This is a genomic window from Actinomycetospora sp. CA-084318 (genome assembly GCF_050955885.1).
GTDB lineage: Bacteria > Actinomycetota > Actinomycetes > Mycobacteriales > Pseudonocardiaceae > Actinomycetospora.
The window spans coordinates 5637150-5659561 of sequence record NZ_CP192098.1 but is presented as its reverse complement, the minus strand read 5'-3'; the positions used below and the strand labels follow the sequence as shown (position 1 = coordinate 5659561).

The 22412-nt window shown below is 72.4% G+C and carries 25 protein-coding genes and 1 tRNA gene; 13 read left to right on the top strand and 13 right to left on the bottom strand.

Annotation, left to right across the window (positions count from 1 at the left end; translation table 11 throughout):
- Nucleotides 1-99: 99 nt before the first annotated feature.
- Both ACQPYX_RS27600 and ACQPYX_RS27595 read left to right on the top strand, forming a co-directional pair.
- The gene (locus ACQPYX_RS27600; protein ID WP_433803816.1) at nucleotides 100-492 is read left to right on the top strand and encodes a YciI family protein; all 393 of its coding nucleotides are present in this window, start codon (nucleotides 100-102) and stop codon (nucleotides 490-492) included.
- Nucleotides 489-1637, top strand: coding sequence for an RNA polymerase sigma factor (locus tag ACQPYX_RS27595; protein WP_433800464.1), 1149 nt, complete (start codon nucleotides 489-491; stop codon nucleotides 1635-1637). The genes ACQPYX_RS27600 and ACQPYX_RS27595 overlap by 4 nt, the downstream gene beginning before the upstream one ends.
- Here the strand turns inward: ACQPYX_RS27595 and ACQPYX_RS27590 are convergent.
- A complete protein-coding gene (locus ACQPYX_RS27590) occupies nucleotides 1625-2476 on the bottom strand; it encodes a hypothetical protein (RefSeq protein ID WP_433800463.1) in 852 nt (283 codons plus the stop codon). The two genes, ACQPYX_RS27595 and ACQPYX_RS27590, sit on opposite strands and share 13 nt — an antisense overlap.
- A gap of 139 nt (nucleotides 2477-2615) precedes the next feature.
- Between ACQPYX_RS27590 and ACQPYX_RS27585 the strand changes: the two genes are divergently transcribed.
- Genes ACQPYX_RS27585 through ACQPYX_RS27575 form a run of 3 tightly spaced genes read left to right on the top strand, consistent with a single transcriptional unit; the run spans nucleotide 2616 to nucleotide 3535 of the window.
- On the top strand, nucleotides 2616-2900 hold the full coding sequence (locus ACQPYX_RS27585; protein ID WP_433800462.1) for a hypothetical protein: 285 nt from the start codon (nucleotides 2616-2618) through the stop codon (nucleotides 2898-2900).
- Between the two features lie 7 nt (nucleotides 2901-2907).
- Nucleotides 2908-3096, top strand: coding sequence for a hypothetical protein (locus ACQPYX_RS27580; RefSeq protein ID WP_433800461.1), 189 nt, complete (start codon nucleotides 2908-2910; stop codon nucleotides 3094-3096).
- A 19-nt stretch (nucleotides 3097-3115) separates the two neighbouring features.
- Complete coding sequence (locus tag ACQPYX_RS27575; protein WP_433800460.1) at nucleotides 3116-3535, top strand: DUF6941 family protein; 420 nt, start codon at nucleotides 3116-3118, stop codon at nucleotides 3533-3535.
- 32 nt (nucleotides 3536-3567) lie between these two features.
- Here ACQPYX_RS27575 and ACQPYX_RS27570 read toward each other — a convergent pair whose 3' ends face one another.
- Complete coding sequence (locus ACQPYX_RS27570; protein ID WP_230759380.1) at nucleotides 3568-4059, bottom strand: YajQ family cyclic di-GMP-binding protein; 492 nt, start codon at nucleotides 4057-4059, stop codon at nucleotides 3568-3570.
- A 125-nt stretch (nucleotides 4060-4184) separates the two neighbouring features.
- Between ACQPYX_RS27570 and ACQPYX_RS27565 the strand changes: the two genes are divergently transcribed.
- A tRNA-Tyr gene (locus tag ACQPYX_RS27565) sits at nucleotides 4185-4265 on the top strand.
- A 206-nt stretch (nucleotides 4266-4471) separates the two neighbouring features.
- On the opposite strand, the gene ACQPYX_RS27560 is transcribed toward ACQPYX_RS27565, so the two are convergent.
- Entirely contained in the window at nucleotides 4472-4795 is a 324-nt protein-coding gene (locus tag ACQPYX_RS27560) for a P-II family nitrogen regulator (protein ID WP_433800459.1), read from the bottom strand.
- Between the two features lie 67 nt (nucleotides 4796-4862).
- Between ACQPYX_RS27560 and ACQPYX_RS27555 the strand changes: the two genes are divergently transcribed.
- Nucleotides 4863-5606: an SDR family NAD(P)-dependent oxidoreductase gene (locus ACQPYX_RS27555; protein ID WP_433800458.1), complete on the top strand. Its 744-nt coding sequence runs from the start codon at nucleotides 4863-4865 to the stop codon at nucleotides 5604-5606.
- Between the two features lie 127 nt (nucleotides 5607-5733).
- Here the strand turns inward: ACQPYX_RS27555 and ACQPYX_RS27550 are convergent, their stop codons facing one another.
- Nucleotides 5734-6732 carry an aldo/keto reductase family protein gene (locus ACQPYX_RS27550; RefSeq protein ID WP_433800457.1) on the bottom strand — a complete coding sequence of 333 codons (999 nt, stop codon included), beginning with the start codon at nucleotides 6730-6732 and terminating at the stop codon, nucleotides 5734-5736.
- Between the two features lie 246 nt (nucleotides 6733-6978).
- On the opposite strand from ACQPYX_RS27550, the gene ACQPYX_RS27545 reads away from it, so the two are divergent.
- The gene (locus tag ACQPYX_RS27545; RefSeq protein ID WP_230756067.1) at nucleotides 6979-7146 is read left to right on the top strand and encodes a hypothetical protein; all 168 of its coding nucleotides are present in this window, start codon (nucleotides 6979-6981) and stop codon (nucleotides 7144-7146) included.
- 61 nt (nucleotides 7147-7207) lie between these two features.
- On the opposite strand, the gene ACQPYX_RS27540 is transcribed toward ACQPYX_RS27545, so the two are convergent.
- From ACQPYX_RS27540 to ACQPYX_RS27520, 5 genes are all read right to left on the bottom strand, one after another.
- Entirely contained in the window at nucleotides 7208-7528 is a 321-nt protein-coding gene (locus ACQPYX_RS27540; protein ID WP_230756065.1) for a hypothetical protein, read from the bottom strand.
- Between the two features lie 25 nt (nucleotides 7529-7553).
- The gene (locus ACQPYX_RS27535) at nucleotides 7554-8864 is read right to left on the bottom strand and encodes an alpha/beta fold hydrolase (RefSeq protein ID WP_230756063.1); all 1311 of its coding nucleotides are present in this window, start codon (nucleotides 8862-8864) and stop codon (nucleotides 7554-7556) included.
- Nucleotides 8865-8935: 71 nt separating this feature from the next.
- A complete protein-coding gene (locus ACQPYX_RS27530; RefSeq protein ID WP_230756061.1) occupies nucleotides 8936-10084 on the bottom strand; it encodes a CaiB/BaiF CoA transferase family protein in 1149 nt (382 codons plus the stop codon).
- A 122-nt stretch (nucleotides 10085-10206) separates the two neighbouring features.
- Nucleotides 10207-12375, bottom strand: a complete 2169-nt coding sequence (locus ACQPYX_RS27525) for a 3-hydroxyacyl-CoA dehydrogenase NAD-binding domain-containing protein (RefSeq protein WP_433803815.1) — start codon at nucleotides 12373-12375, stop codon at nucleotides 10207-10209.
- A 52-nt stretch (nucleotides 12376-12427) separates the two neighbouring features.
- Nucleotides 12428-13636 (bottom strand): acetyl-CoA C-acetyltransferase, encoded by a 1209-nt coding sequence (locus ACQPYX_RS27520; RefSeq protein ID WP_230756057.1) that lies wholly within the window; start codon nucleotides 13634-13636, stop codon nucleotides 12428-12430.
- A 242-nt stretch (nucleotides 13637-13878) separates the two neighbouring features.
- Between ACQPYX_RS27520 and ACQPYX_RS27515 the strand changes: the two genes are divergently transcribed.
- A complete protein-coding gene (locus tag ACQPYX_RS27515; protein ID WP_433800456.1) occupies nucleotides 13879-14556 on the top strand; it encodes a TetR/AcrR family transcriptional regulator in 678 nt (225 codons plus the stop codon).
- Nucleotides 14557-14560: 4 nt separating this feature from the next.
- On the opposite strand, the gene ACQPYX_RS27510 is transcribed toward ACQPYX_RS27515, so the two are convergent.
- Nucleotides 14561-15430 (bottom strand): helix-turn-helix domain-containing protein, encoded by an 870-nt coding sequence (locus ACQPYX_RS27510; RefSeq protein WP_433800455.1) that lies wholly within the window; start codon nucleotides 15428-15430, stop codon nucleotides 14561-14563.
- A 91-nt stretch (nucleotides 15431-15521) separates the two neighbouring features.
- Between ACQPYX_RS27510 and ACQPYX_RS27505 the strand changes: the two genes are divergently transcribed.
- A complete protein-coding gene (locus ACQPYX_RS27505; RefSeq protein ID WP_433800454.1) occupies nucleotides 15522-16094 on the top strand; it encodes a TIGR03086 family metal-binding protein in 573 nt (190 codons plus the stop codon).
- Nucleotides 16095-16179: 85 nt separating this feature from the next.
- Here the strand turns inward: ACQPYX_RS27505 and ACQPYX_RS27500 are convergent, their stop codons facing one another.
- Together ACQPYX_RS27500 and ACQPYX_RS27495 are read right to left on the bottom strand one after the other, a co-directional pair.
- Nucleotides 16180-17220, bottom strand: a complete 1041-nt coding sequence (locus tag ACQPYX_RS27500; RefSeq protein WP_433800453.1) for an LLM class F420-dependent oxidoreductase — start codon at nucleotides 17218-17220, stop codon at nucleotides 16180-16182.
- 49 nt (nucleotides 17221-17269) lie between these two features.
- Nucleotides 17270-18412: an acyl-CoA dehydrogenase family protein gene (locus ACQPYX_RS27495; RefSeq protein ID WP_308286169.1), complete on the bottom strand. Its 1143-nt coding sequence runs from the start codon at nucleotides 18410-18412 to the stop codon at nucleotides 17270-17272.
- A gap of 183 nt (nucleotides 18413-18595) precedes the next feature.
- Here ACQPYX_RS27495 and ACQPYX_RS27490 point away from each other — a divergent pair, with 183 nt between their 5' ends.
- The 3 genes from ACQPYX_RS27490 (at nucleotide 18596) to ACQPYX_RS27480 (ending at nucleotide 21841) form a co-directional block, all read left to right on the top strand.
- Nucleotides 18596-20119: a long-chain-fatty-acid--CoA ligase gene (locus tag ACQPYX_RS27490; RefSeq protein WP_230756046.1), complete on the top strand. Its 1524-nt coding sequence runs from the start codon at nucleotides 18596-18598 to the stop codon at nucleotides 20117-20119.
- A gap of 158 nt (nucleotides 20120-20277) precedes the next feature.
- Nucleotides 20278-20469, top strand: a complete 192-nt coding sequence (locus tag ACQPYX_RS27485; RefSeq protein ID WP_230756044.1) for a ferredoxin — start codon at nucleotides 20278-20280, stop codon at nucleotides 20467-20469.
- 94 nt (nucleotides 20470-20563) lie between these two features.
- Entirely contained in the window at nucleotides 20564-21841 is a 1278-nt protein-coding gene (locus tag ACQPYX_RS27480) for a cytochrome P450 (protein WP_433800452.1), read from the top strand.
- On the opposite strand, the gene ACQPYX_RS27475 is transcribed toward ACQPYX_RS27480, so the two are convergent.
- Nucleotides 21838-22410, bottom strand: coding sequence for a TetR/AcrR family transcriptional regulator (locus ACQPYX_RS27475; RefSeq protein ID WP_230756039.1), 573 nt, complete (start codon nucleotides 22408-22410; stop codon nucleotides 21838-21840). The genes ACQPYX_RS27480 and ACQPYX_RS27475 overlap by 4 nt on opposite strands.
- Nucleotides 22411-22412: the final 2 nt, after the last annotated feature.

Below are 22412 nucleotides of genomic sequence, written 5' to 3'. Positions count from 1 at the left end.
CGCCGGATGTCGAGACGCGGCCGGCGGCTCCGTCCCCGGGGTGCGAGCGGCCGCCCGGGCCGCTCCTACACCAGCGAGGAGATCGCCGTGAAGTACCTGATGCTCAAGCACTACCGCGGTGGCCCGACCCCCGTGCACGGCCAGCCCCCGATGGACCGCTGGACGCCGGAGGAGGTCGACGCGCACATGCAGTACATGAGCGACTTCGCCGACCGGCTGCGCGAGACCGGGGAGTTCGTCGACAGCCAGGCGCTCGCAGAGCGGGGCGCCTTCGTGCGCGCCGACGGTGCGGGACGGCCCCCGGTCACCGACGGCCCGTTCGCGGAGACCAAGGACCTGATCGCCGGCTGGATGATCATCGACGTCGACTCGTGGGACCGGGCGGTCGAGCTCGCCGGTGAGCTGTCCGCGGCCCCGGGCGCGGGCGGCGAGCCGATCGACGAGTGGCTCGAGGTGCGGCCGATGCTCACCGGTGTGCCGGGGCAGGAGTGACCCCCTCCCTGCTGCGGGAGCTCGTACCCGCGGTGATCGGCGTCCTCGTCCGGCGCGGCGCGGACTTCGCGTCGGCCGAGGACGCCGTGCAGGAGGCGCTGATCCGCGCGCTCGACACGTGGCCGGACGACCCACCGCGCGACCCGAAGGGCTGGCTGGTCGCGGCCGCGTGGCGCCGGTTCCTCGACGCGGTGCGGTCCGAGGCGTCCCGGCGCGACCGGGAGGACGCGGTGGACGCCGAGCCGCCCGGTGAGACGGTGTCCGGCGCCGACGACACGCTGCGGCTGTACTTCCTCTGCGCCCACCCGACGCTGCCGGTGTCCGCCGCGGTGGCCCTGACGTTGCGGGCGGTCGGCGGGCTGACCACCCGGCAGATCGCCGACGCCCACCTCGTCCCCGAGGCGACCATGGCCCAGCGGATCAGCCGGGCGAAGAAGAAGCTCGCGGGCCTGCCGCTCGACCGCCCCGGTGACCTCACGACGGTGCTGCGCGTGCTGTACCTCGTGTTCAACGAGGGCTACGGCGGCGATGTCGATCTCGCGGCCGAGGCGATCCGCCTGACGCGGCAGCTGACGGCGCTCTCCGCCGAACCGGAGGTCGCGGGCCTGCTCGCGCTCATGCTGCTGCACCACGCCCGCCGGGCCTCGCGCACCGGGCCGGGCGGCCGGCTGGTCCCGCTCGCCGAGCAGGACCGGAGCCGCTGGGACACCGGGCTGATCGCCGAGGGCGTCGCGGTGCTGCAGACCGCGCTGGCCCGCGACCGGCTCGGCGAGTACCAGGCGCAGGCGGCGATCGCGGCCCTGCACGCCGACGCCCCGAGCGCCGAGGAGACCGACTGGCCGCAGATCGTGGAGTGGTACGACGAGCTGCTGGCCCTCGCCGACACCCCCGTGGTGCGGCTCAACCGGGCGGTCGCGGTGGGCGAGGCGGACGGCCCGCACGCCGGGCTCGCGGCGCTCGACGGGGTTCCCGACGACGTCCCCCGCCGGACCGCGGTGCTCGCCCGCCTGCGCGAGCGCACCGGGGACCTCGACGCCGCCGCGGAGCTCTACGCCACGGCCGCACGGGCGGCGGGCAGCGTCGCCGAACGGGACCACCTCACGCGGGAGGCGGCCCGGGTCCGGGCGGTGCGTCAGGAGCCGTAGGCCGAGCAGTTGACCGACGCGGAGCCGTACTCACCGCCCTGCGAGGCCGCCGACTTGGTGTCGAGGACACGCCCGGTCTGGTCGGTGATGGTGCAGGTGAGGTCGCCGTCGGTGCCGGGATAGGTGTAGGCGCTGACGGTCGCCGTGTGGAAGGACTCGCTGCCCACGGACATGACCTTGGTCCACGGCACCTTCGTCGACTGCCCGGCCGACCCGGACGAGCCGTCGACGCTCCAGTTGATCGAGGTCTTCGCAGCCGAGCCGGTGATCGAGAGCGTGTAACTGGTGACGGCGGCGGACTCCTCGGTGCCACCGACGGACTGAGCAGGAACGGCCGGTCCCGACGACGAGCTCGACCCGATGCTGTTCAGGCTGCTCACGAACGCCTCGGTGAACGCCACGGCCGAGATGATGCCGAGGATCGAGAGAGCGAGGCCGATGGCAGCCATGACGACGCGGACGCGCCGGCGCACACCGATCACCACGGCCGCGACGCCGAGACCCGCACCGATGATTCCGACGAGGATGCCGGCCTGATTGAGGAAGGGCAGTGGGGAGAGCCCGAGCGTGATGATGCCGAGGATCAGCGCCGGCATCGCCAGCGAGTTCCTCGGCTGTGGCTGCTGGGGCGGAGGTCCCCAGGCACCCTGCTGGGGAGGAACCCACTGGCCCTGGTGCGGCGGCGCCCACTGACCCTGGGGCGGACCGTAGGGACCCTGGGGGTAGCCGAACCCGCCCGTTCCGGCCGGCGTCGGGTGTCCCTGGCCGTACGTCGGCCGATACGGCGCTGCCGAGCCGTCGGCGGGCTGCTGCTCGAACGGCTGGCGGGTGTCGGTCACGTGGGCTCCTCGGGCGATCCGGTGCGGATACTGACGATTCGCCCGGAGTGGAACTTGTGTTACCTGCCTCCTCGTCGGGATCGTCCGGTGCACACGAAGCGCGTCCGGGTCCGGACCGACTGACCTGGCGTCGCCCGGTGTGGCTCGCATCTGGGTGGCGCTGATCAACATCAGCCCGCGTACCGCTGCGAAGATCATGCAGAGCCATGACATCGAGCCCGACGAGGTACGCCTCGCCGTCGTCGGTGTCCCAGGCCTCAGGCTCGCCTGGGACGAGCACGCCGAGCGGGGACGCCGTGCACTGGTCACGACCGCGATCCCCGGTCGCGAGGCGCTGATCGTCCTCTACCCGGTAGGTCCACCGCACGAGGACGAGTGGAATCTGGGAAGCGCGTACTTCACGGGACGTCGAGGCGAGGCATAGTGGTCGTGTGCACGGTCAGGGCGACTTCTACGAGGACGACGAGCCGGTCGACGAGCTGCTCGCTGCCTTCGACGAGGGAGAACAGGGCGTGACCGGTCCCCTGAGCCGGGGCCGGACCGAGTTCGTCCACTTCGACCTCGAGGACCCCGTCGCGGTCACGTCGGAGCTGGTCGGGAACGCCAAGCGGAGCATCTAGCTCGCGCTACTGTCGGGCGATGGCCTCTCCGGTCGACGTCAAGCTCATCTTGTGTCAGTCGGCAGCGGCCGACTCGTCCCAGGGCACCCTGCACATGCTCGGGGCCGGCTGGTCGATCACGAACTCGCCCACGATGCCTCAGGCCGTGGCGTTGCTGATCAAGGTGCCCTGGGATCGTGCCAATCAGCAGCTCCACATCGTGGTGGAACTGCTCGACGCGGATGGCTCGACGGTCGAGCTGGCTGGCCCGAAGGTTCCTCAACCCGTGCGTGCCGAGGCCGATCTCGAGGTGGGGCGACCGCCCGGGATCGCCCACGGGTCCCCGCTCGACGCGGCCATGGCACTCAACTTCCCGGCCCTTCCGCTGCAGCCCGGGCGCTACCAGTGGCGGGTGTCGGTCGCCGACACGACCGAGTCCGAGTCGTTCACCGTGAGGTGACCCGGGTCTGCGGCCCGGGTCCGGGCGGCGAGTCAGCGGTAGTTCGTGAACTGCAGCGCGATCCCGAAGTCCTGGCCCTTGAGCAGTGAGATCACCGCCTGCAGGTCGTCCTTCTTCTTACCGGTGACGCGGAGCTGGTCGTCCTGGATCTGGGCCTGGATGCCCTTGGGGCCCTCGTCCCGGATCACCTTGGTGATCTCCTTGCCCTTCTCCTTGGAGATGCCCTGCACGAGGCTCCCGGTGACCTTGTAGGTCTTGCCGGACACCGAGGGCTCGCCGACGTCGAAGGCCTTCAGGGAGATGTCCCGCCGGACGAGCTTCTCCTTGAACACGTCGATGGCCGCGGTGCACCGCTCCTCGGTCTCCGAGGTGATCGTGATGGCCTCCTCGCCGGCCCACGCGATCGAGGTGCCGGTGCCGCGGAAGTCGTAGCGCTGCGAGAGCTCCTTCGCCGCCTGGTTGAGCGCGTTGTCGACCTCCTGGCGGTCCACCTTGCTCACGACGTCGAACGACGGGTTCGCCATCCGGGGCTCCTCCTCGAGGGGTTGACGACGGCGGGTCGGGTCCGGTCTACACCCACCCCCCGGGTGCACCCCAGGGGCGCACCGGCTTGTAGTCTTCTCGTCGCCGTCCGGCGAGGCGGCATCCCGGCGGGTTGCCCGAGCGGCCAATGGGAGCGGACTGTAAATCCGTCGCGAAAGCTTCGAAGGTTCGAATCCTTCACCCGCCACCCGGAACCCCCGTCCACGCTCGTGGGCGGGGGTTCCGCGTCTCCCGGGCCGGTCGTCGACCAGTGTCGATTTCGGTGTCGCGAACCGGGTCCTCCGGGCCTGGACAGCTCGCGTAATCTCCGACGCGTCGGTCGTGCCCCCCGCGGCCGGCACCGGCCCCGGGGCACGCCCCCCTGTGACCCCGGGGCCACCCTCACACGGCGTCTCAGACCGCGTCGTGACCGCGTTCGCCGGTCCGCACGCGCAGCACGAGGTCGACCGGCCGCACCGACAGCTGCCCGTCCGCGTCGCCGAGGTTCGCCCGGATCTGCTCGATCAGCCGCTCCACGAGGTCGTCGTCGACGACGGTCTCGATCCGCAGCCGCGGCACCAGGTCGACGGCGATCCGCGCACCCTTGTGCACCTGGACGTGCCCGGCCTCGTGGACCCGCACCTCGCTGATCGTCATGCCGAGCACCGCGAGCCGCTCGCAGGCCCGGCGGACGCCGTCGAGGGCGTGGGGCCGCACCAGCGCGGTCACGAGCTTCACGCGGATCTCCTCGGGTCGGGGCCCCCACGCTAGGCCCTGCCCGGCGCTCCTGCGACGCTCTGCGCCCGTGTCCGGAACCGTGCTCGTCCTCGGCGGCCGCAGCGAGATCGGGGTGGCCCTGGCGGCCCGCCTCGTCGCCGACGGCCGCGCCGCCACCGTGGTGCTGGCCGCCCGCCGCGCGGACACCCTCGGCGGGGAGGTGGCGTCATTCGGGGCCGCCCGGGTGGGCACCGTCGAGTTCGACGCCGACGACCTCGCCGGGCACGAGGCGGTCCTCGACCGCGTCGAGCGGGAGTTCGGCCCGCCCGACGTCGTGATCGTGGCCTTCGGCGTGCTCGGCGACCAGCAGCGCGCCGAGGTCGACGCCGACCACGCGCTCGCCGTGGTGCACACCGACTACGCGGCCCAGGTCGGGGTGCTCACGCGGGTCGCGGCACGGATGCGGGCGCGGGGGAGCGGCGAGATCGTCGTGTTCTCCTCGATCGCCGGCTGGCGGGTGCGGCGAGCGAACTACGTCTACGGCTCGGCGAAGGCAGGCCTGGACGGGTTCGCGACGGGGCTCGCGGACGCCCTGCGCGGGTCGGGCGTCCACCTGACCGTGGTGCGGCCCGGCTTCGTCATCGGCCGCATGACGGCGGACAGCGGCCTGTCGCCGGCGCCGCTGTCGTCCACCCCGGACCAGGTCGCCGACGCCGTGGCCGACGGGCTGGCGCGTCGTCGGGACGTCGTCTGGGTGCCCGGGCGGCTGCGCCTGCTCGCCGCCGTGATGCGGGTGCTCCCGGCCCCGGTGTGGCGGCGGATGCCGCGCTGAGCGCAAGCAATGCGTCGCTGCTTGCATCGAGCGCCAGAAAATCCGGCACCGTCGACGCGGTGAGTCACGGTGCCGGATTCTCTGTCTCTGGGTGCAAGCAGTGACGCATTGCTTGCACCGGAGGTGCTCAGGACCGGTGCGTGATCTCCGCGGACGCGCCCGGGCCGAGCTGCAACGAGGTGACGGGGACGTCGCCGAGGGCCTCGTCGATCGCCGCGAGGGTGTCGGCGGAGAGCTCGATCCCGGCCGCCTTCGCGTTCGCGTGGACCTGCTCCGGCCGGGACGCGCCGATGATGGCCGACGCGAGCTCGGGCCGGCGCAGCACCCACGCCAGGGCGAGCTCGGCCATCGACAGGCCCGCGCCGTCGGCGACCGGGCGCAGCCGCTGCACCGCCTCCAGCGTGCGGTCGGTGAGCTTCTGCTTGATGAAGCCGTTCATCTCGTCGGACGCCGCGCGCGAGTCGACCGGGACCTCCTCACCGGGCCGGTACTTCCCGGTGAGGACGCCCTCGGCCAGCGGTGACCAGACGATCTGGGAGATGTCGTGCTCGGCGCAGGTCTGGAAGACCCCGTCCTCCGGCGAGCGCCACAGCATCGAGTACTGCGGCTGCGAGGAGACGAAGGTGACGTCGTCCGGCGCGGCCTCGAGCCCGGCTCGGATCTGGTCCGGGGTCCACTCGCTGAACCCGAGGTAGCGGGCCTTGCCGGCGCGCACGACCTCGGCGAGCGCCTCCATCGTGTCCTCGATCGGCACCCGGGAGTCGAACCGGTGGCACTGGTACAGGTCGACGTGGTCGGTGCGCAGACGCTGCAGCGAGGCGTCGATCTGCTTCGCGATCTGCGCGGGCGAGAGGCCGGAGTCGGTGTCCGACATCGGGAAGTAGACCTTCGTCGCGAGCACGTACTCGTCGCGGCGGTAGTCGGCGAGGATGTCGCCCCAGGCGGTCTCGGCGGCGCCGCGGCCGTACACGTTGGCGGTGTCGAAGAAGGTGATGCCGGCGTCGAAGGCGGCGCGGGTGCAGGCGGCGGTGGCGTCGGCCTCGACCCCGCCGGAATAGGTCAGCCAGGAGCCGAGGGAGATCTCGGACACCTGCAGGTCGCTGGATCCCAGCTTGCGGAAGCGCACGACGGCGACCCTACGAGCCGGACCGCCTCGGGCGCCGTCCGGAAGCCGTGGGTTACCGCCGAACGGACGTTCGGGGCCATCCGTCGCACGAAAGAGCCCGTTCGTCGCACCGTTCTGAAACACGGGTGTGAACTCTGTCCGGCCGGTCTGGCCAGGACGGGCCCTGTCCGACACGATGGGGTGCGTCCGCGGCGGCCACTGCCACGCCCGCCGACCACCCCCGATCCGTGCAGGAGGCACCGAGGCGTGACCCTGTTGACCGCCCCGCTACGACCACTGGCCGACGTCCTGGACCTCACCTCCGAGGCCGTCCTCGCCCTCGGCACGCTGTCGGTCGGAGCGCTGAGCCTGCTGCTCGCCTCCGACGACGAGGACTACCCGCCGCTGCACTCCGTCGAGCGTCCCCGCTCCTGAGCGCACGCACCGCCCACGGACGCCCGTCCGGACCTCCCGGTCCGGGCGGGCGTCCGGCGTCTCAGCCCTTCTCCAGCAGCTCCCGGATCGCCCGCAGCTCGTCGCGGATCTCCACGAGCAGCCCGGGCAGCTCGTGGTTGCGCTCCCAGTGCGGGGTGACGTCGATGCCGAGGTCGGCGAGGTCCCGCCCGTAGAGCTCGGCGAGCAGGGTGCGGTAGGGCTCCTCGGGCACGGTGCCGTTCTCCCAGCGGGACAGCTGGGTCTTCAGGCTCGCGGCCGAGGCCACGTCCACCCGGCCGGCCTCGGCGAGCGCCCGGAGCCGGGCCACCGCCGCGGTCTGCGACCAGCCCATGTCGCGACGGGCCTCGCGGAGGGTGACCACGATCGCGAGCGTAGACGAGTCGTCGTCAGTCCCGGCCGCGGGTGCGCGTCGCCCGCTTCGGCGCGGGCCGAGGCCGTCGCCCCGCTCGCGCGGCCGGTGCGGGGGCGGGATCCGGGCTCGACTCCGGGGTGCCCGTGGTCTTCCCGACGGCGGGCAGCGGACGTCGGGAGGCCCGACGCGGCCGGGTCGACGGCAGGCCGGACTCGATCGGCGCGGGCGGGTCGTGGCGGTCGAGGAAGGCGCACAGCGCGGGCCAGAGCCGGTCGCGCGACGCCCGACCGCACAGGACACCGAGGTGTCCGCCCGGGGCGGTCATCAACGACGCGTCCGCGGAGGCCAGCACGGTGGAGCCCGCCCGGACCGAGCGGGGCGGGACCACGGTGTCGTCCTCCCCGGCCACGAGCAGCACGGGCCGTGCGAGCGCGCCGAGGTCGATCTCGTGCCCCGCGACGTGGACCCGCCCGGCGGCGAGCTCCCGCCCGTCGACCATCGCGTGGAAGGACGACCCGACGAGGCCGGCCTGCGCGCCGACGACGGCCCGCACGTCGTCGATGGCCTCGAGCTGGGCGAGGAAGTCCCGGTCGGCCAGGTGCGAGAGCACGGTGAGCGGGGTGGTGAGGAACGTGCCGACCGAGGCGACCGACAGCGCCGGCGGGATGCCAGGCAGGGTGGGCAGCAGCCCGAGCAGGGTCTGGGTGGTGGCGAGCACCGGCCCGCCGGCGGCCAGCGCGAGCGGGCGGACCGGGACCCGCTCGGGCACCTGGTCGAGGGCGAACGGCGTCGCGATCGCGGTCACCGAGGCGATCGGCAGGGCCGGGTCGTCGGCGGCGGCGAGCAGCGTCGCCAGACCACCGATCGACCACCCGACGACGTGCACCGGGGCGCCGTCGTGATGCGCGGAGACGGTGCGGACGACGTGCGGGAGGATGTCCTCCACCCAGCGGGCGAGGTCGGCCGGGGACGCCGCGACCGGGGCGTCGTGGCCGACCAGGTCCTCGTCGTCGACCTGGTGGACGTGGCGCCCCTCGCCGACGAGGTGCTCGACGAGGCTGCACCCGCGCCGCAGGTCGAACGCCACCCCGCAGGCCCCGAGCGGTGACACCAGCAGTACGGGGGCGCCCCGCAGACGCGCGGTGGGGTGGACGGCGTAGCGATAGGTGCTGACCTGGCCCGAGCGGGCGAGCCCGTGCGCCCGCCCGACCGCCCACGCGTCCGGGTCGGCCGGGCCGGTGTCGATCGCGACCCGCGGCATCCGCCGCAGGTCGGCGAGGGGACCCTCGATCACCCGGTCCCGGACGTTCGTCAGGGCCCGCGCGAACGTCCTCGGACCGATCACGTCCGTCCCCCCGTCGCCGTCGTCGCGGTGATCGTGCCATCCCCCTGACGGATCACGCCCGACGAGACGGATCAGGCCTGGGCGACCACCCCGGCCGCGAGCAGCTTCTCCACGCGGTCGGCGTCGAGGCCCCACCCGGTGAGCGCCTCGACCGTGTGCTGGCCGGGCACCGGCGGGGGCGTCGGCGCGGCGCTGGGGGTGCGGTCGAAGCGGGGGGCCGGGGCGGGCTGGCGCACCCCGAACGCCTCGGTGATCGTGCCGCGGGCCGCGATGTGCGGGTGCTCCGCGGCCTCCTCCATCTCCAGGACCGCCGCGACGCAGGCCTCGGTCGGCTCGAGGTCGGCGGCCCACTCGTCGCGGCTGCGACCCGCGAACACCTCGGCGAGCCGCGCGGTGAACTCGGGCCAGCGGGAGATGTCCCACTGGTTCGTCGCGATGTCCTCGCCGTCGAGCCCCAGCCCGGACATCAGCGCGGCGTAGAACTGCGGCTCGATCGCGCCGACCGCGACATACTTCCCGTCCGCGCAGCGGTAGGTCTCGTAGAACGGGGCGCCGCCGTCGAGCAGGTTCCGCCCGCGACCGCCCGGCCAGAGGCCCTGCGCGCGCATCCCGTAGATCATGGCCATCTGCAGGGCGCCGCCGTCGACGATCGCGGCGTCGACGACCTGGCCCCGCCCGCTGGTGCCCCGCTCGACGAGTGCCCCGAGCACACCGACCGCGAGCAGCATGCCGCCGCCGCCGAAGTCCCCGACCAGGTTCATCGGGATGCCCGGGGAGCCGTCGGGGCCCTCGACGTGCCCGACCACGCCCGCCGTCGCGAGGTAGGTCAGGTCGTGGCCGGCGCGCTGCGCCTGCGGGCCGTCCTGACCCCAGCCGGTCATCCGGCCGTAGACCAGGCGCGGGTTGCGCTCGTGGCAGACGTCCGGCCCGATGCCGAGGCGCTCCGCCACGCCGGGGCGGAAGCCCTCGAGCAGCACGTCGGCCTCCGCCACGAGGTCGAGCAGCACCTCGACGGCCTCGGGGGACTTCAGGTCGAGGGCGACGGAGCGCCGGCTGCGGTTGAGCACGTCCTTCGCGGGGTCGCCGAGCTTCAGACCGCCGGCCTTGGTGCGGTCGACACGGAGCACGTCGGCCCCGAGGTCGGCGAGCAGCATCGCCGCGAACGGGCCCGGGCCGATGCCGGCCACCTCGATCACCTTCACGCCGTCCAGGACACCCATGGCGTGCACCCTAGTGACAGTCAGCGCTGACCGGAAGTGTTCCACCCCGGAACGAACGAACGGCACCCTCGCAGCATCTATGTGCGCGAGAGTGCCGTTCGCTCAGGGTGGTGCTGGGCCGATCAGCCGATCGAGTCGCGGAAGTTCTGGCCCTTCTCCGCCTTCTCGACCAGCGACGCCGGCGGGGTGAACCGGTCGCCGTAGCCCTTGGCGAGGATGCGGGCCCGCTCGACGAAGCCGGGCAGGCCGCCCGGATAGCCGTCGATGTACTGCGCCACGCCACCGGTCCACGCCGGGAAGCCGATGCCCATGATCGAGCCGATGTTGGCGTCGGCGACGGTGTGCAGCACGCCCTCGTCGAAGCACTTCACGGTCTCGAGGGCCTCGGCGAAGAGCATCCGCTCCTTCATGTCCTCGAACGGCAGGCCGTCCGAGTCCGTCGCGCCATGAAATTCATCGGCGAGTCCTGTCCACAGGCGTGTCCGCTTGCCGGCCTCGTCGTACTCGTAGAAGCCGGCGCCCGAGGAGCGGCCCTTGCGGCCGAGCTCGACCATCCGGTCGACGATCGCGTCCGAGGGGTGGCCCACCCAGGTGCCGCCCGCGGCTTCGACGCCCTTGCGGGTCTCCTCGCGGATGTGCTGCGGCAGCGTGAGGGTCAGCTCGTCCATCAGCTGCAGCGGCGGCGCGGGGTAGCCCGCCTGCGACCCGGCCTGCTCGATGGCCGCCGGCGCCGCGCCCTCGCCGAGCATGGCGACGGCCTCGTTGATGAACGTGCCGATGACGCGGCTGGTGAAGAACCCGCGCGAGTCGGAGACGACGATCGGGGTCTTGCGGATCTGCAGGGCGATGTCGACGGCCTTCGCCAGGGTGGCGTCGGAGGTCTTCTCGCCGGAGATGATCTCCAGCAGCGGCATCTTGTCGACCGGCGAGAAGAAGTGCAGGCCGACGAAGTCCTCGGGCCGCTCCACGCCGGTGGCGAGGTCGGTGATCGGCAGCGTCGAGGTGTTCGAGCCGAGCACCGCGTCCGGGGCGAGGTACGGGTAGATCTCGGCGAAGACCTTCTTCTTGAGGTCGGGGCTCTCGAAGACGGCCTCGATCACGAGGTCGGCGCCCTGCGCGTCCTCGGGCTTCTCGGTCGGCGTGATCCGGGCGAGGATCGCGTCGCCCTTCTCCTGGGTCTGCTTGCCCCGGGAGACCGCCTTGTCGAGGATCTTCTTCGAGTAGTCCTTGCCCTTCTCGGCGTTGGCGAGCGAGACGTCCTTGAGGACGACCTCGATGCCCGCGACGGCGCACGAGTAGGCGATGCCCGCGCCCATCATCCCGGCGCCGAGGACGACGACCTTCTGCGCGGTGTACTTCTCGTAGCCGTCGGGGCGGGAGCCGCCCTTGTTGATCGACTGCAGGTCGAAGAAGAACGCGTTGATCATGTTCGTCGAGACCTGCCCGACGACGAGGTCGGCGAAGTAGCGCGACTCGATCTTGGCGGCGTTGTCGATGTCGACCTGCGAGCCCTCCACCGCGGCGCACATGATGTTGTACGGCGCCGGCATCGGGGCGTTCTTGAGCTGCTTGCGCAGGTTGGCCGGGAACGCGGGGAGGTTCGCGGCGAACTTCGGCACCGACGGCGTGCCGCCGGGGATCTTGTAGCCCTTGACGTCCCAGGGCTGCACGGCCTCGGGGTTGGCCTTCAGCCACTCCTTGGCCTTGGTGATCAGCTCCTCGGGGCTGTCGACGACCTCGTCGACGAGGCCCGCCTCCTGCGCCGCCCTCGGGTTGCGCTGCTGGCCCTGCAGCAGGACCTGCAGCAGGGCGTCGGCGATCCCGAGCAGCCGCACGGTGCGGACTACGCCGCCGCCGCCGGGCAGCAGGCCCAGGGTGACCTCGGGGAGCCCGATCTTGGAGCCCTTGGCGTCCAGGGCGATGCGGTGGTGGGTGGCCAGCGCGATCTCCAGCCCGCCGCCGAGCGCCGCGCCGTTGATGGCGGCGACGACCGGCCGGCCGAAGGTCTCGAGGCGGCGCAGCGCGGTCTTGATGGCCTGCGACTGGTCGTAGGCCTTCTGGGCCTCCGACGGACCGTAGCTGCGCAGGTCCTCGAGGTTGCCGCCGGCGAAGAAGGTCTTCTTCGCGCTGGTCAGCACGACGCCCGTGATCGAGTCCTTCTCGGCCTCGAGACGGCCGAGGGTCGCCTCGAGGTCGGTGCCGAACCGGGCGTTCATGGTGTTCGCCGACGAGTCGGGGTCGTCCATCGTCAGCGTGACGATGCCGTCGCCGTCCTGCTCCCACCGGAACATGTTGTCGCTCACTGCTCTTCGTGCTCCTTCGCTACGAGGTGGTGGGGCGGGCTCAGACGCGCTCGATGATGGTGGCGACGCCCATGCCGCCGCCGATGCACAGCGTGACGAGGGCGCGGCGCAGGTCGCGGCGCTCGAGCTCGTCGACCATCGTCCCCATGATCATCGCGCCGGTGGCGCCGAGCGGGTGGCCCAGCGCGATGGCGCCGCCCATGACGTTGGTGCGCTCGTGCGGGAAGCCGAGGTCCTTCATGAGCTTCATCGGCACGGCGGCGAAGGCCTCGTTGATCTCGAGCAGGTCGATGTCGTCGACCGTGAGCCCGGCCTTCGCGAGCACCTTGTGGCAGGCGGGCGTCGGGCCGGTGAGCATGATCGTCGGGTCGGCGCCGGAGACGGCGGTGGCGACGACGCGGGCCCGCGGGGTCAGGCCGTTCTTCTTGCCGGCGGCCTCGGAGCCGACGAGCACCAGGGCGGCACCGTCGACGATGCCCGACGAGTTGCCGCCGTGGTGGACGTGGTTGATCTGCTCGACCCAGTGGTACTTCTGCAGCGCGACGGCGTCGAAGCCGCCCATCTCGCCGATGCCGGCGAACGACGGCTTGAGGCCCGCGAGGCCCTCCATCGTCGTCTCACGCATGTGCTCGTCGTGGTCGAGGATCGTCAGGCCGTTGCGGTCCTTGACGGGCACGATCGACCGGTCGAAGGCGCCGTCGGCCCAGGACTTCGCGGCGCGGGTCTGCGACTCCAGCGCGTACGCGTCGACGTCCTCGCGGGAGAAGCCCTCGAGGGTGGCGATCAGGTCGGCGCCGATGCCCTGCGGGGCGAAGCCGGTCTTGAGGTTGGTCTCCGGGTCCATGGCCCACGGGCCGCCGTCGGAGGCCATCGGCACGCGCGACATCGATTCGACGCCGCCGCCGATGAGGAGGTCCTCCCAGCCGGAGGCGACGCGCTGCGCGACCTGGTTCACGGCCTCGAGGCCGGAGGCGCAGAAGCGGTTGAGCTGCACGCCGCCCGTGGTGTCGGGGTAACCGGCGGCGATGGTGGCGGTGCGGGCGATGTCGCCGCCCTGGTCGCCGACCGGGGAGACGCAGCCGAGGACGACGTCCTCGATCTGCTCGACGTCCATCTCGGGGTTGCGCGCCTTGAGCTCGTCGAGCAGGCCGACCACGAGCGAGACGGGCTTCACCGAGTGCAGGGACCCGGTCGCCTTGCCCCGTCCGCGCGGCGTGCGGATGGCGTCGTAGATGAATGCCTCGGTCACGGGTGGAGTCCCTTCGTACGGCGTCGAGCACCGGGCGTCGCTCCGTGCTCCTGACAGTCATGATGGACTGTTTGTGGCCGGTGTCAACGGGGTGCCCGGTGACGCTACCGACCGGTAGGGCCGCGGGGGAGGGCGCCTCCGTGCCGACCGGCCCGGCCACGCCGCACTGACGGTCAACGTTGACCGTCAGGCGTACGGTCGGCGACGATCTGTCGCTGCTGCGTCGCCGAGGGGAGGACCGCATGGCTGCAGGGAACGGGGCGAGTGCCGCACCGTCGACGTCCGGGGCCGCCGAGACCGGCCCCCGGCGTGGCGCCACCGTGCGTCGCTCCCGCGAGCAGCGGACCTCCGACAGCCGGGTGCGCATCCTCGACGCCGCGGTCGCGTGCCTGGTCGAGTCGGGCTACACCGGCACGACCACGCTGACCATCCAGGCCCGGGCCGGGGTGTCCCGCGGGCGGCTGCTGCACCACTTCCCGTCCAAGGAGACGCTGCTGGTCGCCGCCGCGCAGCACCTCGCGGCCACCCGCTTCGCGGCCGACGGGCTCGCCGCCGCGGTCCTGCCCGACCCCGCGGTCGACCCGGTCGGGCGGCTCGACCGCGTCGTCGACGAGATGTGGGTCACCTATCAGCAGCCCTACTTCTGGGCCTCGGTGGAGCTGTGGACCGCGGCCCGGACCGACCCGGCGCTGGCCGCGGCGCTCCTGCCCGCCGAGCGCCGGCTCGGCGCCGCCATCCGACAGACCCTCGACGCCGTGTTCGCGGCGTACGCCGACCACGAGCACTACCCGATGGTGCGGGAGATGCTGCTCACGAGCATGCGCGGCGTCGCGTTGACCTACGGCTTCGACCCCCGCGAGGCGGCCACCGACCCGCACGTCGCCCAGTGGAAGCAGCTCTGCCGGGCCCTGCTGCTCTGATCCCTCAGCGGGCCCGGCGCACCGCTCGCGCATAGGCCTCGGGGGTGCGGCCGAGCGCCGACCGGAAGTCCCGGACGAGGTGGGCCTGGTCGGCGTAGCCCAGGGCCGCGGCGACCTCCGGCCAGCGGACCCGGGCCCCGTCCCGCACCGCCTCCGCGGCCTCCAGCAACCGGTAGCGGCGCAGCACCCAGGTCGGCGACACCCCGGCGCAGCGGGCGAACGACCGCTGCAGGCTCCGGGCGCCGATCCCGGAGCGGATCGCCAGGTCCTCGAGGCGGCGCACCTCGCGGTCGGTCTCGGCGATGCGCGCGACCGCGGCCACCTCACGGGCCTGCTCGACCCGGCCCGGGGCGGCCCGCGCGAGTGCGCCCTCCAGGGCCTCGACGAGCACGGCGACGCGCGCCGGCTCCGCGGCCGTGGCGTCGTCGGAGTCGGCTCCCATGTCCGCGAGCAGCGTCGACGCCTCGAGTCCGGGGACGACGTCCACCTCGACGACGCGGTCGCGCAGGGTCGAGACGTCGTCGACGAGCGCCCCGAACCCGCCGACCGTGGACTTCGCCGCGACGGTCCACCCGGTCCCGGCGAGCTCGCGGTCGATCAGGTCGAGGAACACGCCGTTGAGCAGGGCCTCCGGGGCCGTCCGGCCGGTGCGGGCGTCCGGGGTGCCGACCGAGACGTTCAGCGACGGGTGCGGGAGGACCTCCTGGCGGTGGTTGCCGCCGGGCGGCAGCACCCAGCGGACGGCCCACACGAAGTCGACGATCCCGTGCAGGCCGGGCGGCACGGCGTGGCGGGTGAACGACACCCGCTGCTGCAGCAGCCAGGGGTCGAGGATGCCGCGGCTGTCGCGGTCCACGGGGGCCGGGCCGGTCATCGCGCCAGTGTCCACCGCCCCGTCGGTCCGCCGCCCGGGATGTCGCGGAAGTTCAATCCCGACGACGGGTGCCCCGGCCAGGCTGGTGCCCATGACCGACACCCGGAAGCAGCTGCACGCCGTGCTCACCGACCTGGCCGCCCTGGTCGACGGCATCGACGGCGACCGGTGGCACGCCCCGACCCCGTGCACCGACTTCGACGTCACGGCGCTGACCGACCACGTCGTCGGGTGGTCGACGACCTTCGCGGCCGGCTACGCCGATCCGGACGGGCAGGCCCCCGCAGGTCCGACGAGCGTCGACGGCGACCGCGCCGAGGCGATCCGCGCGGCGGCGGCGACCCTCGACCAGGCGCTCGCGGGCGGTGCGGCGGACCGCCCGCTGTCCCTGGGGGAGGCGGCCATGCCCGGCGACATGGCGCTGTCGATGATCCTCTGGGAGTACCAGGTGCACGGCTGGGACCTGGCGGTGGCGCTCGGCCGGCCGTGGTCCCCCGACGAGCAGGGGCTCGAGGCGTCGCTCGCCTTCGCGCCGATGATGCTCACCGACGACTACCAGGGCGAGGGGAGACCGTTCGCGCCGCGCGTCCCGGTGCCCGACGACGCCCCCGCGCTGGACCGGCTGGTCGCCGTGTCCGGCCGGGACCCGCGCTGGTCGGCCTGAGGCAGGGCCTTCCCGGTGACAGGAAAGCGCCGTTGCTGTCATCAGATGACAGCAACGACGCTTTCCTGCCACGGAGGTGAGGCCGCTACACCAGCGACTTGAGCGTCTCCAGCTGCGACTTCACGGCCTCGTGCGAGGGGTCGAGCGGCATGATGTTGAGCTGCGTGACCCCGGCCTGGGCGAACTGCTTGAGCTGCGTGGCGACCTCGTCCTCGGTGCCCACCAGCGAGATCGCGTGCACCAGCTCGTCGGGCACCGCCGCGGCCGCCTCGTCCTTCTTCCCGGCGAGGTAGAGGTCCTGGATCTCCTCCGCCTCGTCGAGGTAGCCGTAGCGCTGCATGAGCTGGTTGTAGAAGTTCTTGTCCTTCGCGCCCATGCCGCCGACGTACAGCGCGACGGTCGGCTTCACCCGGTCGAGCATCGCGCCCGCGCCCGACCCGATCGCCAGGCCGACCGCGGTCGAGATGCCCAGCTCCCCGAGCTCGGGCGCCCGCTTCGCCTTCCCGGCCGCGAGGGACTCGCCCCACACCTCGTGCGCCTTGCCGGGGTGGAAGAACAGCGGCTCCCACACCTGCACGAGCTCGGCGGCGAGCTGCACGTTCTTCGGTCCGAGCGCGGCGAGCAGGATCGGGATGTCCTCGCGCACCGGGTGGTTGATCAGCTTGAGCGGCTTGCCCAGGCCGGTGCCCTTCTCCGGGGCCAGCGGCACCTCGTAGTACTTCCCCGAGTACTGGACCTTCTCCCGGCGCCAGACCTGCCGACAGATGTCGACGATCTCGCGGGTCCGGCCCAGCGGGGCGTCGTACTTGATGCCGTGGAAGCCCTCGATGACCTGCGGGCCGCTGGCGCCGATCCCGAGCGTGAACCGCCCGTTCGACACGTAGTCCAGCCCGGCCGCCGTCATCGCGGTGAGCGACGGCGTGCGGGTGTAGATCTGGATGATCCCGCTGGCGAGCTCGAGGTTCTCGGTGCGGGCCGCGATGTAGCCGATCTGGCTGATGGCGTCGAAGGTGTACGCCTCGCGGACCGCGACCGCGTCGAGGCCCGCCTTCTCCAGCTCGACGAGCTGGTCGACGGTCTCGCGGAACCCCTCGCCGCTGTAGGCGAGGCTCATCCCGATCTTCACTGCAGTGTCCTTCCCGGTGCTGGAGAGAGAAACGGTCGGGGCTGACCCGTCAGGCGAGGGTGATCCGCCCGATGATCTCCTTCATGATCTCGGTGGTCCCGCCGTAGATCGTCTGGACGCGGTTGTCCAGGAACGCCTTGGCCACCGGGTACTCCCGCATGTAGCCGTAGCCGCCGTGCAGCTGGAGGCACCGGTCGATGACCTCCTTGGCGGTCTCCGACGCCCAGTACTTGGCCATCGAGGCCTCGGCCGGCCCGAGCTTCTTCGCGTTCAGCTCGGTGATGCACCGGTCGACGAAGGCGCGGGTGACGGCGAGCTTGGTGGTCAGCTCGGCGACGACGAAGCGCGTGTTCTGCAGCGAGGCGATCGGGCGACCGAACGCGGTGCGCTCCTTGACGTACGCGATCGTGTCCTCGAGGACCTTCTCGGCGCCGGCGGTCGAGGCGATGGCGATCGAGAGCCGCTCGCGGGGCAGGTTCTGCATCAGGTAGATGAAGCCCTGCCCCTCCTCACCGATGAGGTTGCCGGCGGGCACGCGGCAGTCGGTGAACGACAGCTCCGCGGTGTCCTGCGCCTTCATGCCGATCTTGTCGAGGTTGCGGCCCCGCTCGAACCCGGGGGTGTCGCGCTCGACCGCGATCAGCGAGAAGCCCTTCGACCCGGCGTCGGGGTCGGTCTTCGCGACCACGATCACCAGGTCGGACATGATGCCGTTGGTGATGAAGGTCTTCGCGCCGTTGATGACCCACTCGTCGCCGTCGCGGACCGCGCGGGTCTGGATGCCCTGCAGGTCGGAGCCGGTGCCCGGCTCGGTCATCGCGATCGCGGTGATCATCTCGCCGGAGCAGAAGCGCGGCAGCCAGCGCTCCTTCTGCTCCTCGGTGGTCAGCTCGGTGAGGTAGGGCGTGACGACGTCGTTGGCGAGCGGGAAGCCGAGGCCGGAGAAGCCGCCGCGGGCGATCTCCTCGGAGAGGATCCACAGGAACGTCAGGTCGTCGGAGCCGCCACCGCCGAAGCGTTCCGGGACGTCGAGGCCGAGCAGGCCGGTCTTGCCGGCCTGCAGCCACACCTCGCGGCTGACGTGCCCCTGGGCCTCCCACTCCTCGTGGTGGGGCGCGACCTCCTTCTCCAGGAAGTCGCGCACCATCTCCCGGAACGCGTGGTGTTCGTCGGTGAAGATCGTGCGCTCCACGAGCAAGCTCCTCTCAGGGCGGACAGCCACCCACAGCGTGGACGGACCGACCGGTAACAGTCAAGCCTGACTCCTACGTGTCCTTCCCTGCTCTCCGCGCGTCCGGCTAGCGTGCCGCCTCGCGGTGTGTCGGCAGTCACCGGACACCCGTTTCGTCCGCTTCCCCCCGCTCGAGGAGACGACGTGACCGCGTCCGCCCCGTTCCGCCTGACCGACGTCGTCCGGGACCACGCCCGGGAGCACGGCGACCGGGTCGCCCTGGCCGCCGGCGACGACCGCCTCACCTACGCCGAGCTCGAGGAGCGGTCCGCCCGGGTCGCGGGCGGCCTGCGCGACCTCGGTCTCGGCGAGGGCGGCCGCGTGGTGTGGATCGGCAAGAACGCGATCCCCTTCTTCGAGCTCCTCTTCGGCGCCGCCGCGGTGCGCGCCGCCGTCGCGCCGCTGAACCTGCGGCTCACCCCGGCCGAGCTGATCGACCTCACGGAGGACGCCGAGGCGGGGCTCGTCGTGCTCGGTCCGGAGTTCGCGGGGCTGCGGGAGAAGCTCGGTGACCGGAAGGTTCTCGTCGTCGGCGAGGACTACGAGGGCTGGGTGGACGGCCTGACCGAGCGCGTGGAGCCGTCGTCGGACGCGACCGACGACGACGCGGTGCTGCAGCTCTACACCTCCGGCACCACCGGGCGGGCCAAGGGCGTGCTGCTCTCCCACCGCAACTTCGCGGCGCTGCTCTCGGTCGGCGGGCACTGGGGCTTCGACGACGACTCGGTCGGGCTGTGTGCGATGCCGCTGTTCCACATCGGCGGGTCGGGCTTCGCCCTCGTCTGTCTCGCGTTCGGGGCGCGCACGGTGCTCGTCGCCGACATCGTCCCCGACCAGCTGCTCGACACCATGGAGCGCGAGCGCGTCTCGAACGCCTTCCTCGTCCCCGCGGTGCTGCAGATGCTGTGTGCGGTGCCGGGGGCGGCCGACCGCGACTGGTCGCGCCTGCGCGCCGTGGCCTACGGGGCCTCCCCGATCACCGGTGCGGTGCTGAACCGGGTGCTCGAGACGTTCAAGGCCCCGCTCTTCCAGGTCTACGGCGCCACCGAGACCACCGGCGCCATCACCCAGCTCGACCCCGAGGACCACGACCCGGACGGCCCGCGCGCCCACCTCATGCGCTCGGCCGGCAAGGCCTACCCGTGGGTCGAGCTCAAGGTCGTCGTCGACGAGCAGGCGGTCGGGCCGAACGAGATCGGCGAGGTGTACATCCGCTCCGCGCAGGTGACCGCGGGCTACTGGCGACGCCCGGAGGAGACCGAGAAGGCGCTCACCGCCGACGGCTGGCTGCGCACCGGCGACGGCGGCTACCTCGACGACGAGGGCTACCTGTTCCTCACCGACCGGATCAAGGACATGATCGTCACCGGCGCGGAGAACGTGTACCCGATCGAGGTGGAGAACGTCGTCGCCCAGCACCCGGCCGTCGCGGACGTCGCCGTGATCGGCGTCCCGCACGAGAAGTGGGGCGAGGAGGTCAAGGCCGTCGTCGTCGCGAACGAGGGCCAGTCGATCGACCCCGACGAGCTCGTGGCCTGGACCAGGGAGCGGATCGCGGGGTTCAAGCGCCCCCGCTCGGTCGACGTCGTCGACGCCCTGCCGCGCAACGCGACCGGGAAGATCCTCAAGAAGGACCTGCGCGCGCAGTACGGCGGCCAGGGCTCCTGACTCCCGCGTCGTCCGGGTCGCCCCGATCGGGCGCGGCCCGGGCGCTTCCGTGGCGGCCTCCTGGGTACAGAGCCGAGATGTGACGTCGCTCGCCCCCGTAGCGTAGAGCATGTTACGGTCGGCTCGACGTCGTCGTCGCGAACGGGAGGGCCCCAGCCATGAAGATCGTCGTGGACTACGACAAGTGCAGCGGACTCGGCATGTGCGAGTCCGTCGCCCCGGACGTCTTCGAGGTCGAGGACGACGGGTCGCTGACCCTGCACCTCACCGAGGTGCCCGAGGGGCGCGAGGACGAGCTCCGGCAGGCCTGCGAGGCCTGCCCCACCGAGGCGCTCTCGCTGCAGGACTGACCGGCGGCACCGCCCGCCGGCGCCCCCGTCGCCCCGCCACCACGACCTCGCGGCGGGGGCCCGCCATCGTCGACGGACGCGAGGAGACACCACCATGACCGCCGCCGCTGCTGCCCCCGACCGGCCCGGGCGCGACCCGCTCGACCTGTCGTCGCTCGAGTTCTGGTCGCGGTCGACCGCCGAGCGGGAGGAGAGCTTCGCGGAGCTCCGCCGCGAGCGCCCGGTCACCTGGCACCCGGCGCCCGAGGGCGTGATGGGTACGCCGGAGGGCGAGGGCGGCTTCTGGGCCCTCGTGCGCCACGAGGACATCGCCTCCGTCTCGAAGAACCCCGCGTTGTTCTGCTCGGGGCAGGGCGTGCAGTTCCAGGACGCGCCGGAGGAGCTGCTCGAGGCGAGCCAGTCCTTCCTCGCGATGGACTCCCCGCGGCACACCCAGCTCCGCAAGATCGTCGGCTCGGCCTTCACCCCGAAGCGGATCGCGAAGCTCGAGGACACGATCGCGACGCGGGCCGCCACGATCGTCGACGAGCTGCTCGAGCACGGTGACGGCGACTTCGTCCAGCTCGTCTGCCGTCGCCTCCCGATGATGATGATCTACGACATGATGGGGGTGTCCGGGGAGCAGCAGGACTCCCTGGCCGAGGCCGCGGACCTGCTCGTGGCCGCGAACGACCCCGAGGTCCGGGCGGCGCACGGCGTCGAGGACCCGCTGGACCTCATGGGGCAGGCCATGTTCACCCTGCTCGGAGCGGGCCTGCAGGCCGCCGAGGAGCGCCGCAGCGACCCGCGTGACGACCTGATGACCAACCTGGTCCAGGCCGAGGTCGACGGGCAGCGGCTGACCGACGAGGAGATCGGCGCCTTCTTCGTGCTGCTCTCCGTGGCGGGCAACGACACCACCCGGAACACCATCGCCCACACCGCCGTCGCCCTCACCGAGTTCCGCGACGAGCGCCGGCGCCTCGCGGCGGACCTCGACGGGCTGATGCCCACCGCGGTCGAGGAGATGGTGCGCTGGGCCTCGCCCGTGCTGACGTTCCGCCGGACGGCCACCGAGGACACCGAGCTCCGGGGGCAGCGGATCGCGGCCGGGGACAAGGTCGTCATGTTCTACGAGTCCGGGAACCGCGACACCGAGGTGTTCGCCGACCCGCTGCGCTTCGACGTCGGCCGCGACCCCAACCCGCACCAGGGCTTCGGCGGGGGCGGTCCGCACTTCTGCATGGGCAACATGCTGGCCCGCACCCAGCTGCGCGAGATCTGGCGGCGCCTGCTCACGGCGGCGCCGGACTTCGAGGTCGGGGAGCCGAACCGGCTGACCAGCAACTTCGTCAACGCGGTGAAGTCGCTACCGATCCAGCTGAACCGCTAACCGCGGACCCGGCGCTCCAGCGCCGCGGTCGCGTGCGAACGCACCAGGATCTCGAACTGGTCCAGCTGCGCGCCGAGGCCCACGGACGGGCCGGAGTGGTGGAGCTGCTGGTGGCCGACGAGCAGGCTCAGGGCCACCTCGGCGAGCGTCGCGGTGAGCGCGTCGTCGTCGAGCAGCGGGCCGAGGACCTCGCGGAGCGCCTCGCGCCGCCGGTCGTCCACCCGCTGCTGCGCGGCGGCGACGAGCTCGTCGGTGCCCGCCCACCGGCGGATCGCGGTCTCCGCGGCGTGCGGCACGGTCAGGGCCAGGCGCTTCATCAGCTCGACCCGCCCGACCGGGTCGGGCTCGCGGCGGACCAGCTCGACGATCCGATCCACCTCCTCCTGGGACCAGTGCTCGAGCAGGGCCGCGACGAAGCCGTCCCAGTTGCCGAAGTGGTGGTAGAAGCTGCCGCTGGTCACGCCGACCTCACGGCAGAGCCGGCCGATCCGGAGGGCCGGCAGGCCCGGGCCCGCGAGGAGCCGCATCGCGGCGGCGAAGTAGGTCTCGGGAGACGCCGTGCGGGACATGC

Excerpts from the sequence above, each read along its gene's own strand:
- ACQPYX_RS27485 (WP_230756044.1), top strand. The coding sequence starts at position 20,278 with ATGAAGATCGTCGTGGACTACGACAAGTGCAGCGGACTCGGCATGTGC.
- ACQPYX_RS27600 (WP_433803816.1), top strand. The coding sequence starts at position 100 with ATGCTCAAGCACTACCGCGGTGGCCCGACCCCCGTGCACGGCCAGCCC.
- ACQPYX_RS27480 (WP_433800452.1), top strand. The coding sequence starts at position 20,564 with ATGACCGCCGCCGCTGCTGCCCCCGACCGGCCCGGGCGCGACCCGCTC.
- ACQPYX_RS27510 (WP_433800455.1), bottom strand. The coding sequence starts at position 15,430 with ATGACCGGCCCGGCCCCCGTGGACCGCGACAGCCGCGGCATCCTCGAC.
- ACQPYX_RS27570 (WP_230759380.1), bottom strand. The coding sequence starts at position 4,059 with ATGGCGAACCCGTCGTTCGACGTCGTGAGCAAGGTGGACCGCCAGGAG.
- ACQPYX_RS27530 (WP_230756061.1), bottom strand. The coding sequence starts at position 10,084 with ATGGGTGTCCTGGACGGCGTGAAGGTGATCGAGGTGGCCGGCATCGGC.
- ACQPYX_RS27575 (WP_433800460.1), top strand. The coding sequence starts at position 3,116 with ATGGCCTCTCCGGTCGACGTCAAGCTCATCTTGTGTCAGTCGGCAGCG.
- ACQPYX_RS27475 (WP_230756039.1), bottom strand. The coding sequence starts at position 22,410 with ATGTCCCGCACGGCGTCTCCCGAGACCTACTTCGCCGCCGCGATGCGG.
- ACQPYX_RS27505 (WP_433800454.1), top strand. The coding sequence starts at position 15,522 with ATGACCGACACCCGGAAGCAGCTGCACGCCGTGCTCACCGACCTGGCC.
- ACQPYX_RS27515 (WP_433800456.1), top strand. The coding sequence starts at position 13,879 with ATGGCTGCAGGGAACGGGGCGAGTGCCGCACCGTCGACGTCCGGGGCC.
- ACQPYX_RS27525 (WP_433803815.1), bottom strand. The coding sequence starts at position 12,375 with ATGTTCCGGTGGGAGCAGGACGGCGACGGCATCGTCACGCTGACGATG.